10 protein-coding genes are annotated in these 13,203 nt (G+C 64.8%); 6 read left to right on the top strand and 4 right to left on the bottom strand.

What is annotated here, in order from left to right:
• Window positions 1-97 precede the first annotated feature (97 nt).
• Window positions 98-1,720 (top strand): twin-arginine translocation signal domain-containing protein, encoded by a 1,623-nt coding sequence (locus IM733_RS10675; protein WP_248920812.1) that lies wholly within the window; start codon window positions 98-100, stop codon window positions 1,718-1,720.
• 117 nt (window positions 1,721-1,837) lie between these two features.
• Here IM733_RS10675 and IM733_RS10670 read toward each other — a convergent pair whose 3' ends face one another.
• Genes IM733_RS10670 through IM733_RS10660 form a run of 3 tightly spaced genes read right to left on the bottom strand, consistent with a single transcriptional unit; the run spans window position 1,838 to window position 6,386 of the window.
• Window positions 1,838-3,241 carry an efflux transporter outer membrane subunit gene (locus IM733_RS10670; RefSeq protein WP_248920811.1) on the bottom strand — a complete coding sequence of 468 codons (1,404 nt, stop codon included), beginning with the start codon at window positions 3,239-3,241 and terminating at the stop codon, window positions 1,838-1,840.
• Between the two features lie 3 nt (window positions 3,242-3,244).
• Window positions 3,245-5,209 (bottom strand): MacB family efflux pump subunit, encoded by a 1,965-nt coding sequence (locus IM733_RS10665; protein WP_248920810.1) that lies wholly within the window; start codon window positions 5,207-5,209, stop codon window positions 3,245-3,247.
• Window position 5,210: 1 nt separating this feature from the next.
• Window positions 5,211-6,386 carry an efflux RND transporter periplasmic adaptor subunit gene (locus IM733_RS10660; protein WP_248920809.1) on the bottom strand — a complete coding sequence of 392 codons (1,176 nt, stop codon included), beginning with the start codon at window positions 6,384-6,386 and terminating at the stop codon, window positions 5,211-5,213.
• A gap of 213 nt (window positions 6,387-6,599) precedes the next feature.
• Here IM733_RS10660 and IM733_RS10655 point away from each other — a divergent pair, with 213 nt between their 5' ends.
• The 3 genes from IM733_RS10655 to IM733_RS10645 all read left to right on the top strand — a co-directional run bounded on the left by IM733_RS10655 (window position 6,600) and on the right by IM733_RS10645 (window position 9,128).
• Complete coding sequence (locus IM733_RS10655) at window positions 6,600-7,076, top strand: sigma-70 family RNA polymerase sigma factor (protein ID WP_248920808.1); 477 nt, start codon at window positions 6,600-6,602, stop codon at window positions 7,074-7,076.
• A 171-nt stretch (window positions 7,077-7,247) separates the two neighbouring features.
• A complete protein-coding gene (locus IM733_RS10650; RefSeq protein ID WP_248920807.1) occupies window positions 7,248-7,733 on the top strand; it encodes a histidine kinase in 486 nt (161 codons plus the stop codon).
• 69 nt (window positions 7,734-7,802) lie between these two features.
• Window positions 7,803-9,128 (top strand): MFS transporter, encoded by a 1,326-nt coding sequence (locus tag IM733_RS10645; protein ID WP_248920806.1) that lies wholly within the window; start codon window positions 7,803-7,805, stop codon window positions 9,126-9,128.
• Between the two features lie 119 nt (window positions 9,129-9,247).
• On the opposite strand, the gene IM733_RS10640 is transcribed toward IM733_RS10645, so the two are convergent.
• A complete protein-coding gene (locus tag IM733_RS10640; RefSeq protein WP_248920805.1) occupies window positions 9,248-10,912 on the bottom strand; it encodes an electron transfer flavoprotein-ubiquinone oxidoreductase in 1,665 nt (554 codons plus the stop codon).
• Window positions 10,913-11,454: 542 nt separating this feature from the next.
• Here IM733_RS10640 and IM733_RS10635 point away from each other — a divergent pair.
• The gene (locus tag IM733_RS10635) at window positions 11,455-12,204 is read left to right on the top strand and encodes an electron transfer flavoprotein subunit beta/FixA family protein (protein ID WP_011534765.1); all 750 of its coding nucleotides are present in this window, start codon (window positions 11,455-11,457) and stop codon (window positions 12,202-12,204) included.
• Complete coding sequence (locus tag IM733_RS10630) at window positions 12,205-13,134, top strand: electron transfer flavoprotein subunit alpha/FixB family protein (RefSeq protein WP_011534764.1); 930 nt, start codon at window positions 12,205-12,207, stop codon at window positions 13,132-13,134.
• Window positions 13,135-13,203 lie beyond the last annotated feature (69 nt).

Genomic DNA, 13,203 nt, shown 5'->3' with positions numbered 1-13,203 from the left:
TGAATTAGGCGTGCCCGGTTAGCGCTAAATTTTCCGCCCCAGCCTACGTCCTAGCTTGGATAGCAACCGCCGCTTGGCGGGAATGGACTGAGGCGCAATGACAATTTCTCGACGAGGATTCATCGCGGGCCTGGCCGTGGCGGGCGCCACGGGCACGGCTGCCTACTACGCGCACAAAAAGCTGACCCATGACCCGGAGGACGACATCGTCACACCCGGTGAGGCGAGCGTCGAACTGGCCGACTATTCCGGCCAGGTGCTGGCGGATCGGTTGCGTGGGGTTTGGGACCTGCGCCTCGAAGGCGCCGACGCCGGCATAGAGGGTTTGCCCGCTAAGGGCCTGGAAGTGTTTTTCGATGTGGCCACCAAGGGCCGTGGCTTGCGCGGTTACGTCGATACCGGTGAGCGTCTGCGCTGTGACGGGGAGCCCGCCTACCGCGTGCTGGGCGACCTGGTCGGCGCCAGTTCGCGTGAAGTGCGCTGGCGCCTGGTCGACGCGCGCGGCCGCTCGGTCTACGAATGCGTGGCCAGCCTGGACGAGGTGTGGGGGCGTTTCGCCAATGCCGGCACGGGCACCTTGAGTGGGCGCTTGCAGCGCCTGGACCGTCCGTTGACCATGCCCCAGCTGGACAACCGCTTCGTCGCGGTCAAGCGCCTGTTCCCCGAGGCCCGCGAGCGCATCGTCTACAACCCACGGATGCAGGCCTGGGTGATCGGTGCCGAGCACCGGTTGTTCCACCAGCTGTGGCACGCGACCCGGGACAAATGGCATCGCTTGTCGGAGCAGAAGCAAAATGCCTTACGCGGCCTGGGCTGGCAGCCCGGCCCGAGGGATCGCGAGCGTGACGCCCGTGGCCCGCGCAAGCATCGCAATGGTTCCGGCATCGACTTCCTGTACATGCACCGGCACATGCTGATGTATGCACGTACCTTGCAGGATTTGCCTTCCTGGCCGCGTTTTCCGCTGCCGCAACCCAATGTCGAGTTCGATCGCCTGGGCTTTGCTCGTTACCACGACAACCACGACGGCTATTGTGTGCCTCCGGCCTGGCAGGCACCGGGCGACGATGCCTATGGCCAGTGGGTATCGGCAATCAAGGCCAGCGAGACCTTCTGTGGCAACTTCCAGGTCTGGGAGTCGCAGTACCAGGACCCGGTGTACCTGTCGAAGCTGTCGCTGGGGGCTTTCGGCTCGGAGCTGGAAATGACCCTGCACGATTGGTTGCACATGTGCTGGGCGTCGGTGCCGCGCGACCCGAACAATGCCGCGCCCGTGCCGTTCGCCCGCGATCAGGCGGACTTCGCCGCGCGCTGGTTCGAACGTGAAAACGATTTCCTCGGCGACCCGTTCTCCTCACACGTCAACCCGGTGTTCTGGGGGTTCCATGGCTGGATTGACGACCGCATCGACGACTGGTTCCGCGCTCACGAGCGCTTCCATCCGGGCCAGGTGCGGCGCCAGGAAGTCAACGGCGTGCCCTGGTTCGCGCCGGGGCGCTGGGTGGAGGTCGACGACCCCTGGCTGGGGCCTGATACCCATGGTTGCAGCACCCAGCCGGGCACGCGCCCGGGCAAGTCGGTGGAGATGGATGTCGAGACCATGAAGCTGGCTTTGCGTATCACCTTTGGCGAGGACGACAAGATCGACGGGTTCCTGCGCAAGGTGCCGCAACGGCCGTGGTATGCGCGGCACCTTTCGATGAAGAACATCCTTTCCTGAGGGCCCGTTCGCCGGCATCGCGCTGAATGTATCCCCGTAGGAGCCGACTTGCCGGCGAACATCGGGAGGCCGGCTCTGTAGTAAGGCGATGCCCTCACAGAAGGGCACCGCGGGTTCTCACGCCTTCGGCGCCTGCCATCCTCCCCCCAGCGCCTTGTACAACGCCACGCTCCCCTGTAACCGCGCCAGGCGCAGTTGTGCCTGCTGATCCTGTGCCAGGTAGAGCGTGCGCTGGGTCTCCAGGACCGTCAGCAGCGTCTCGGCCCCCGCTGCATAGCGTCGTTGGGCCAGGTCGAAGGCCAGGCGTGCCTGCTCCACTTCCTGATCTTGCCACTGGCGCTGGCGTTCCACGCCAGCGATGGCATTCAGGGCTTTTTCCACATCGGCGAAGCCCGCCAGGATGCTGGCTCGGTATTTTTCAAGCAGCTCTTCTTGTTCGGCGCGGGCCAGGTCACGGGCTGCGCTCAACCGGCCATTGTTGAAGATGGGCGCGGTGAGGCCGGCGGTGAGGGTGTAGTAAGGGCTGTCGCCGAGGTTGGCGAAGGTGCGCGCACCGCTGCCCAGGGTCGCCCCTAGCACCAGGCGCGGCAGCATGGCGGCCCTGGCCACTTGGACGTTGGCGCTGGCCGCCGCCAGGCGCGCCTCGGCGGCGGCGATGTCCGGGCGCCGCCCGAGCAGTTCGCTGGGCACGCCACTGCCGATACCGGGCCAATGCAGCGCGTCGATGGTTTCGGTACTGGTGGGCAGGGCTTGCAGCGGATCACCCAGCAGTGTGGCCAAGGTCACCCGGTTGTCCTGCCGGCGTTGCTCGAGCAGCGGTACCTGGCGTTCCTGGGCTGCCACCAGGCTGCGTTGCTGGGCCAGCTCCAGGCGTGTGGCCGAGCCCGAGCGCTCACGGGCCTCGACCAGCCCGAGCACATCCCGGGCGTTTTCCAAGTTAAGGCGGGCGATGCGCAGCTGCTCCTCCAGGGCCAGGCCCAGCAAGTAGCTGTCGGCCACGGCGCCGGTCAGGGTCAGCTCCACGGTCTGGCGATCGAAACGGCTGGCGTCCAGGCTGCGCAGGGCGCTGTCGCGGGTGGCGCGCAGGCCGCCCCAGAAATCGATCTCGTAACTGGCGCTTAACCGAGCACCGAACGAGGTGCTGGTGCGCTCGCGGCTGCTGGCGTCGAGCTGGTCGTTGCCTTCGCCACGTAACAAGCGCTGGCGGGAGCCATCCAGGCCTGACTGCACTTCGGGCAACAGTGGCGCCCCGGCGATCACCGCGCTGGCCTGGGCCTGGCGCACCCGCGCCGCTGCGGCGGCAAGGTCGTGGCTGTTCTGACGGGCACGCTCGACCAGGCGATCCAGCTCGGTACTGGCGAATGCCTGCCACCATTGCCGGTCCGGCAAGGGCTGCGTCGGGTCGGTCATGCCTTGCCAGGTAGGCGGAGCGTCGATGCCCGCCATCGGTGGCGGCGGGCTGCTGCAGGCGGCGAGGCAAAGGCTGAGGCTCAACAGGCTGATACGGCTGGGGATTGTCATGGGCTATTCGCTGGTAAGGGCTTTGACCGGGTCGAGGCGGGCGGCCTTGCGCGCCGGCATGAAGCCGAACACCACGCCGGTGATCACCGCGCAGGCGAAGGCGCCGAGGATGGCGGGCAGGGCGAAGGCCACGGCGATGTCGGCCAGCAGCAAGCCGCCGCCGACGAGCAGGGCGATACCGATACCGGTGACGCCGCCGACCATCGACAGCATCACCGCTTCGGTGAGGAACTGGCGCAGGATGTCGCGCTGGCGGGCGCCGGTGGCCATGCGGATGCCGATCTCGCGGGTGCGTTCACGCACGGTCATGAGCATGATGTTCATCACCCCGATGCCGCCGACCAGCAGCGAGATCGCGGCGATCGCCCCGAGCATCAGCGACAAACTGTTCTGGGTGCGGGCCTCGGCCTGGATCAGCGCGGCGTCGTTGGTCAGCTCGAAGTCGTGCTTGCCCTGGTGGCGCTGGCGCAGCAGGCGGTCGATGGCGGCTTCGGTCTCGTTCACCCGGCGCGAGTCGATGGCGGCGATGGCCACGTATTCCGGGTCTTGGCTGCCAAACAGGCGAATGGATGCCGCGGAGTAGGGCACGACGATGCGCTCGTCGCTGTCTTCGCTGCCGGAACTGGCGCCCTTGGCCGCAAGGATGCCGACCACCTGGAACGGCACGTTGCCGATCAGCAGGTACTGCCCCAGCGGGTTGCTGCCTTCGCCGAACATCTTGCTGCGCACCTTCTGGCCGATCACCGCCACTGCCGCGCCGCTGGCTTCGTCGGCTTCGCTGAAGAACGTGCCTTCGACCACCGGCCAGTTGAAGATGGCAGGGAACCAGGTGTTGTTACCGCCGACATAGAATCGTTGGCTGCTGTTGCCCTGGCGTACCATCAACTGGCCACCGATCACCGGCATGACATGCAGTACTTGCGGCAGTTCGCCGATGGCCGCGACATCGTCGAGGGTGACGATGCCGCCAGGCTCCTGCGGGGTGGCACGCTTGCCGTTGAGGTAGAGAATGTTGGAACCGAACGCCGCCATCTGCGCCATCACCTGGCGCTTGCTGCCTTCACCCACCGCCAGCATGACCACCACCGAGGCCACGCCGATGATGATGCCGAGCAGGGTCAGGGCGGTGCGGAAGCGGTTGATCCACATGACCCGCCAGGCGGCCTGCAGGGCTTCGATCATCTCGCCTTTCCAGGCGCCCTTGAGGAGGGCGCCGCGGTCCAGGCGCTGGCGCAGGTCGTTGGCCTGCAACTGCTCGGGTTGCGTTGGCGCGGGTTGCGCGGCGGACGAATCGCTGACCATCTGGCCGTCGCGGATCTCGATGATGCGTTGCGCGCGCGCCGCCACTTCACGGTCGTGGGTAATGAGGATGATCACGTGGCCCTGGCTGGCCAGCTCGTCGAGCAGGGTCATGACCTCGGCGCCACTGTGGCTGTCCAGGGCGCCGGTGGGCTCGTCGGCGAGAATGATATGGCCGCCGTTCATCAAGGCCCGGGCAATCGACACGCGCTGTTGCTGGCCGCCGGAAAGCTGGTGCGGGCGGTTGCCGATGCGGCTGGCCAGGCCCAGGCGCTCGAGCAGGGCGAGGGCACGAGCGTGGCGCTCGGCGGGTGGCGTGCCGGCGTAGATGGCCGGCATCTCGACGTTCTCCTGGGCCGAGCCCGAAGGGATCAGGTGGTAGCCCTGAAACACGAAGCCGAACGCTTCGCGGCGCAGCCAGGCCAGTTCATCGCTGTCCAGCTCCGCCACATCGCGGCCGGCGAAGCGGTAGCTGCCGGACGTCGGGCGGTCGAGGCAGCCGAGGATGTTCATCAGCGTGGACTTGCCGGAGCCCGAGGCGCCGACGATGGCGACGAATTCGCCGGGGTGGATGCTCAGGCTGATGCCGCGCAGCACTTCCACCTTGGGCGAATCGATACCGCCATAAACTTTGCGGATATCGCACAGCTCGATCAGGGGGGCGCTCATCTCAGCCTCCGCTGGCGGCAGGCGCGCCGATGACCAGGCGCTCGCCTTCGCGCAGGCCGTCGAGGATCTGCACGCGCAACCGGTCGCTCAGCCCGGTGCGCACCTGGCGCGCCTCGACCTTGCCGTCGGCGTTCAGCACCTGGGCCAGGCGCAGTGCGCTGCCGGGCGTTTCGTCGAGTGCCGCCAGCGGGGCGCTGAGCACCTGGCTGGCCTGGCCGGCAACGAAGAACACCTGGGTGGTCATTTCGGCCATCAGGGCGCCGTCGGGGTTCTCGACATCCAGCAGCACGGTGTATTGCACCACCTTGCTGGCGCTGGTGCCGGCCGTGGCGCTGGCCGGGCTGCCGCTGCCCTGGCCGGACTGCTCCAGTGGCTTGGGCGGGATCGGCAGGATCTGCCTGACGGTGCTGCTCCAGCGCCGCTTGCCGCCGGCCAGTGTCGTGAAGTAGGCGGTCATACCGGGTTTGACCTTGCCGATGTCCGCTTCGGAAACCTGGGCCCAGACTGTCATCGGCGACAGTTTGGCGATGCGCAGGATCAAGGGCGTCTGCTGCTGGGCGTTGAGGGTTTGCCCCTCACGGGCGTCCACCGCCACCACGGTGCCGTCCATGGGGGCGTAGATGCGGGTATAGCCCAACTCCGCCTCGTCGCTGCGCAGGCTGGCCTGGGCCTGGCGGATCTGGGCCAGGTACATGTCGATGCGCGCCTGGGTCACTTTCAGCTGCGCCTGGGCGGCCTGCAGGTCTTCCTGGCGGGTGGCGCCGGCGGCGGCCAGGTCGTGCTGGCGCTGGTACTGCTGCTGGGCGAGGACGAACTGGGCGCGTTGCTCGGCGAGCTGGGCCTTGAGGTTTTCGATAGAGAAGCGTCCGGCGTCCAGCTTGGCCTGCTGCGTGGAGGGGTCGATCTCGACCAGCAACTGGCCTTGGCGCACTTCATCGCCGGCTTCGACATGCAACTTGCGGATCTGTCCGGACGCCTGGGCGCCGACATCGACATAGCGCCTGGGTTGCAGGGTGCCCAATGCAGTGACGCTGCTTTCGATGTCGGCGCGGGTCACCGGCACGGTGCTGACGGGGGCGCCGCCGAAGGGCATGGCCTTCCAGGCCAGCAGGCAGCCCAGGCCAAGCAGGCCCAGTGTGGCGCAGGCCAGGCGGCGAGTGTTGGATGTGCGAGTCATGCGGACTTCCAGCCGGAGGGAGTGGCCGAGAACGGCAGGGGCGCGTTCCCGGGGGTGCCAGTTAAACGAATGCCGGGCAGGGCGATTTAACGGCGGTGGTGGCTGAACTCCGTGTTGCTGAGAATCATTATAATTTGTAAGATCGCACGCTGATATCATCCAGACCCGCGCCCTGCAGGTCAGTGCGTGTGCAGGGAAACGCCAGGTGCCGTCGTGGAACATTACTATCGCGAATTGGTGAGTTTCCTTTCCGCACGCCTGGGCAATCGCCAGGCCGCGGAGGATGTCGCCCATGACGCTTACCTGCGGGTGCTGGAGCGTGGCGAAGGCGAGCAGATCGAACATCCGCGCGCGTTCCTCTACCGCACGGCCCTGAACCTGGTGGTCGATCGCCATCGCCGTCAGCAGATCCGCCAGGCCGAGCCGCTGGAAATACTCGACAGCGACGAGCGCTGGCACAGCCCGGCCCCTGTACAGGGCATGCAACTCGACCAGCGCCTGGCCTTGATGCAGCGCGCCCTGAATGAGTTGAGCGTGCAATGCCGTGACAGCTTCCTGCTGCGCAAGATCGACGGCCTGTCCCACCAGCAGATCGCCGAGCGCCTGGGTATCTCTCGCAGCCTGGTGGAAAAGCACATCGTCAATGCCATGAAGCACTGCCGCGTGCGCATGCGCCTCTGGGAATCCTGAACACCCCGTGAGGCACGGGTGAAAATTTCCTGTAGTGGCAACTTGATTTCTGGATGTTTCAAGGCAACTATCAATAAAGACCCCGCTCAGGCGCTGCGCCTGACGTTTGCCTTCACGGGCGCAGTTCGGTCATGGAGCCTCATTCATCACCTTGCTGCCTGGGCCCGGACGATGCCGAACAAGACCTTGCGCATCCTCATCGCGGATGAGCACCCCGACCAGCGGCTGCAGCTGGAAAAACTGCTCAACGGCCTGGGCTACTACCGCATCGCCCCGGTGGAGAGCTTCGACGACTTGCAGCGCCTGGTGCACAGTGCCCTGCAGCCGTTCAATCTGCTGGTCGGCAACATCGAGCTGGCCAGCCACGCGGGTGTCGACCTGGCGCGTTTCTGCCGGGTCAGTGCGCAGATCCAGCATGCCTTGCTCTACCACTCCCTGAAACTGAAGATTCCTGCCGTCCCGGTGGGCGAGCGCCAGGCCGTGAGCGTCAGCCTGCCCGGTGTACCCGACAATCAGGCCATGGAAACCTTCATGGCGATCATCGACATGCCGCTACGGGTGGGTGAAATACCGTTGCCGCCGAGCCTGGCCGGCGGCAACGGTTACCCCAAGCGCCGGATGAACTTCGCCCAGACAGTGTTTGGCCGTCCGTCCTGAGCCATCCCGCGGTTCCATGCCCTCGGCATTTGCTATCCTCTGGCCTTTTGCCAAGTTGCGGAACCTGCCATGACTGCCATCGATACCGCCCGCGCGCCCCGGTTCAGCCGCAGCGACCACCGGACCTTGGGCCTGGCGGCGCTGGGCGGCGCCCTGGAAATCTACGATTTCATCATCTTCGTGTTCTTCGCCCTGACCCTCAGCCAGCTGTTCTTCCCACCTGAGATGCCGGAGTGGCTGCGCCTGCTGCAGAGCTTCGGGATCTTTGTCACGGGCTACCTGGCGCGGCCGCTGGGCGGGATCCTGATGGCCCACTTCGCCGACCATCTGGGGCGCAAGCGGGTGTTCAGCCTGAGCATCCTGATGATGGCGCTGCCCTGCCTGCTGATCGGCGTAATGCCGACCTACGCCGACATCGGTTATGCCGCGCCGCTGATCCTGCTGGCGCTGCGTATCCTCCAGGGCGCCGCCGTGGGTGGCGAGGTGCCCAGCGCCTGGACCTTCGTCGCCGAGCATGCTCCGGCTGGGCGGCGCGGCTATGCACTGGGCTTCCTGCAAGCCGGGTTGACCTTCGGTTACCTGCTAGGGGCGCTGACGGCGACGTTGCTGGCGCAGCTCTACACGCCCCAGGAAATTCTCGATTACGCCTGGCGTTACCCGTTCCTGCTGGGGGGCGTGTTCGGGGTGATCGGGGTCTGGCTGCGCCGCTGGCTCAGCGAGACACCGGTGTTCCTGGCGCTGCGTGAGCGTCAGGCGCGTCCGGTGGCGTTCCCGCTACGCCGCGTGCTGGGTGAGCATCGCCGGTCGTTGATTCCGGCGGCGCTGCTGACCTGCGTGCTGACCTCGGCGGTAGTGGTGCTGGTGGTGATCACGCCCACGGTGATGCAGCAGCGCTTCGCCATGAGCGCCGGGCACACCTTCGCGCTCAGCAGCGTGGGTATCGTCTTCCTTAATGTCGGTTGCGTGCTGGCCGGTTTACTGGTCGACCGCATTGGCGCCTGGCGCGCGCTGATGATCTACAGCCTGTTGCTACCGCTGGGCGTTGGTGCGCTCTATGCCAGCCTGGTGGGGCAATGGGGCGTGACTTGGCTGGCCTATGCCCTGGCCGGGTTGTCCTGTGGCGTGGTGGGGGTGGTGCCGTCGGTGATGGTCGGATTGTTCCCGGCTGAAATCCGGGTGTCGGGCATTTCCTTCACCTACAACGTCGCCTATGCGCTGTGGGCGAGCACCACGCCGCTGGCACTGATTGCGCTGATGCCGTGGAGCCCGTGGGTGTGTGTCGGCTTTTGTCTGGTCATGGGCGTGGTTGGGCTGGTGACAGCATTGTATTTCGGGCGTAGGAAGTTGTTGGTGTTCGGTGTGGAGCCGATGCCGATCCTGTGTGGTGACAAATGAGTCAGTGATGGCTGCGTCCTGAGTGGTGCGAGAAAACAAGAACCGCCCGATACTGCCACTCACGAAAAAGCCCCCGGGCCTCACGGCCAGGGGGCTTTTTCTTGCCGCAAGGGCAGCGCTTACATGTTCGGGTAGTTCGGCCCGCCCGCGCCTTCAGGGGTGACCCAGGTGATGTTCTGGGCCGGGTCCTTGATATCGCAGGTCTTGCAGTGCACGCAGTTCTGCGCGTTGATCTGGAAGCGCTTGTTGCCGTCTTCCTGGGTGACCACTTCGTACACGCCGGCCGGGCAGTAGCGCTGGGCTGGTTCGTCATACAGCGGCAGGTTGCTGGCGATCGGGATATTCGGGTCGGTCAGCTTCAGGTGGCAGGGTTGTTCCTCTTCATGGTTGGTGCTGGAGAGGAATACCGAGCTGAGCTTGTCGAAGCTGAGCTTGCCATCTGGTTTCGGGTAGTCGATCTTTTTCGAGTCCGCCGCCAGCTTCAGGCAGGCGTAGTCCGGCTTGGTGTCGTGCAGGGTGAACGGCAGCTTGCCGCCGAACCAGTTCTGGTCGACGTAGTTGAACGCACCGCCGAGCAGCGGGCCGAACTTGTGCAGTGCCGGACCGAAGTTGCGGCTGGCGAACAGCTCTTCATGCAGCCAACTGGCCTTGAAGGCGCTGACATAGCCATTGAGCTGGTCGCCACCCTCGCTGCCGGCGATCAGTGCATCGGCCACCGCTTCGGCGGCGAGCATGCCCGACTTCATCGCGGTGTGGCTGCCCTTGATCTTGGAGAAGTTCAGGGTGCCCAGGTCGCAACCAATCAGCGCGCCGCCATTGAACACCATCTTGGGCAGCGAGTTCAGGCCGCCCTTGCAGATGGCGCGGGCGCCGTAGCTGATGCGCTTGCCGCCTTCGAGGTACTGGGCCATCACCGGGTGATGCTTGAGGCGCTGGAACTCGTCGAACGGCGAGAGGTATGGGTTGGCGTAGGAGAGGTCGACGATCAGGCCGACCACCACCTGGTTGTTTTCCAGGTGATAAAGGAAGGAGCCGCCAGTGTTGTCCTTGCTCATCACGTCCAGCGGCCACCCGGCGGTGTGCACCACCAGGCCTTGTTCATGCTTGGCTGGGTCGATCTCCCAGATTTCCTTGAGGCCGATGCCGTAGTGCTGGACATCGGATTCGTTGTCCAGGTCGAAGCGCTTGATCAGCTGCTTGCCGATATGGCCACGGCAGCCTTCGGCGAACAGGGTGTACTTGGCACGCAGTTCCATGCCCGGGGTGTACAGGCCATCTTTCGGGTGGCCTTCACGGTCGACGCCCAAGTCGCCGGTGACGATGCCGCGGACCACGCCGTTTTCATCGAACAGCGCTTCTTGCGCGGCGAAGCCCGGGTAGATCTCCACACCGAGGTTCTCGGCCTGCTGGGCCAGCCAGCGGCACAGGTTGCCCAGGGAGATAATGTAGTTGCCCTGGTTGTGCATGGTCTTCGGAACGAACAGGTCGGGGACCTTGGTCGAGCTGGCGGCATCCTTGAGCACATAGATGTCATCGCGCTTCACTTCGGTGTTCAGCGGCGCGCCAAGTTCTTTCCAGTCAGGGAACAGTTCGTTCAGGGCGCGGGGTTCGAACACCGCGCCGGAGAGGATGTGGGCGCCGACTTCGGAGCCTTTCTCGACCACGCAGACGCTGATCTCGCTACCGGCTTCGGCGGCCTTCTGCTTCAGGCGGCAGGCGGCGGACAGGCCCGCCGGGCCTGCGCCGACGATGACCACGTCGAATTCCATGTATTCGCGTTCCACTGGTTCTCTCCTACTCAAGGCTCATCGCTTTTGCTTGTCTTATGGGTGTTTGTCGGTCATGCACGGCATGCGGCTGCTGTAGCTTCGTGGATGACGGACTACACCGTCTTGTCTTGGCCGCGCATTATATCTACACCACTTGGCGGGTCCAATACAAACGTTTGTTTGAATTTGCCGGAGCCCAGTAAAATCAAAGGTACGCGGCTGGAGGGTGGCCAATTTGCCGTATTGACCGGATTGGGTGTTACGGTCAAGATACGAGCGCTTTTACGCTCGCCGTAGGCTGACCGTCGGGCGCAGGTGCACCCCTAAAGACCAGGCGTGGAGCAGGGTTTGCGGGCCGAATCAGGCTTTGTAGTGGAGTCTACACGCCACGACAGAAAATGACCCGAGGGTTTTCGAACCCGAGGTCGCGACAGGACTGATCGGTCACTTGAAATTTTCCCGCCCCGGAACGTTTTTAGAGGTGCCCTTGTACCCACGCGCATTCGCCGGGCAGCCCCCAGGCGATCTTCTTTTCACCGGAGAGTAACGAGGAATCCATGAAGGTTCTTGTAGCTGTCAAACGAGTGGTCGACTACAACGTCAAGGTTCGCGTCAAGGCGGACAACTCCGGCGTTGACCTTGCAAACGTCAAGATGTCCATGAACCCCTTCTGCGAAATCGCCGTGGAAGAAGCCGTCCGCCTGAAAGAGAAGGGCGTGGCGAGCGAAATCGTCGTCGTCAGCATCGGCCCGACCGCTGCGCAGGAACAACTGCGTACCGCCCTGGCCCTGGGTGCCGACCGCGCCATTCTGGTCGAAGCCGCTGACGAACTGAGCTCCCTGGCCGTGGCCAAGGCGCTGAAAGCCGTTGTCGATAAAGAGCAGCCACAGCTGGTTATCCTCGGCAAGCAAGCCATCGACAGTGACAACAACCAGACAGGCCAGATGCTGGCTGCGCTGACCGGCTACGCCCAAGGCACCTTCGCCTCCAAGGTCGAAGTCGCCGGCGACAAGGTCAACGTCACCCGTGAAATCGATGGCGGCCTGCAGACCGTTGCGCTGAACCTGCCAGCCATTGTCACCACCGACCTGCGCCTGAACGAGCCACGCTATGCGTCGCTGCCGAACATCATGAAGGCCAAGAAGAAGCCGCTGGAGACCGTCACGCCAGACGCGCTGGGCGTTTCCCTCGCCTCCACCAGCAAGACCCTCAAGGTCGAAGCGCCTGCCGCCCGCAGCGCGGGTATCAAGGTCAAGTCGGTGGCCGAACTGGTCGAGAAGCTGAAGAACGAAGCGAAGGTAATCTAAATGACTATCCTGGTTGTCGCTGAACACGAGAACGGTGCCGTAGCCCCGGCCACCCTGAACACTGTCGCTGCCGCCGCCAAGATTGGTGGTGATGTGCACGTGCTGGTCGCAGGCCAGAACGTCGGTGGCGTCGCCGAATCCGCCGCCAAGATCGCCGGTGTGGCCAAAGTGCTGGTTGCGGACAACGCGGCCTACGCTCACGCCCTGCCGGAAAACGTCGCGCCGCTGGTGGCCGAGCTGGCCAAGGGTTACAGCCACGTGCTGGCCCCGGCCACCACCAACGGTAAGAACATCCTGCCGCGCGTCGCCGCGCTGCTGGACGTCGACCAGATCTCCGAGATCATCTCGGTCGAATCCGCCGACACCTTCAAGCGCCCGATCTACGCCGGCAACGCCATTGCCACCGTGCAATCGAGCGCCGCAGTCAAGGTCATCACCGTGCGTACCACCGGCTTCGACGCCGTGGCTGCCGAAGGTGGTTCGGCCGCAGTCGAAGCGGTCGCTGCCGCTCACGATGCTGGCAAGTCGGCCTTCGTCAACGAAGAGCTGGCCAAGTCCGACCGCCCTGAGCTGACCGCCGCCAAGATCGTCGTTTCCGGTGGCCGCGGCATGGGCAACGGTGACAACTTCAAGCACCTGTACGCCCTGGCAGACAAGCTCGGCGCCGCCGTCGGCGCCTCGCGCGCCGCGGTCGATGCCGGCTTCGTGCCGAACGACATGCAGGTCGGCCAGACCGGCAAGATTGTCGCGCCACAGTTGTACATTGCCGTCGGTATCTCCGGCGCGATCCAGCACCTGGCCGGCATGAAAGACTCGAAAGTGATCGTTGCGATCAACAAGGACGAGGAGGCGCCGATCTTCCAGGTAGCCGACTACGGCCTGGTCGCCGACCTGTTCGAAGCGGTTCCGGAGCTGGAAAAGCTGGTCTGATCCGGCGGCTTCACTTATAAAGAAGCCCGGCCCTCATCTTGAGGGCCGGGCTTTTTTATGGATGCAAGG

It is taken from the genome of Pseudomonas entomophila, from assembly GCF_023277925.1.
Taxonomy (GTDB): domain Bacteria; phylum Pseudomonadota; class Gammaproteobacteria; order Pseudomonadales; family Pseudomonadaceae; genus Aquipseudomonas; species Aquipseudomonas entomophila_D.
Note: the sequence above shows the minus strand (reverse complement) of the source record. Positions and strands in the feature narration are given on the sequence as shown.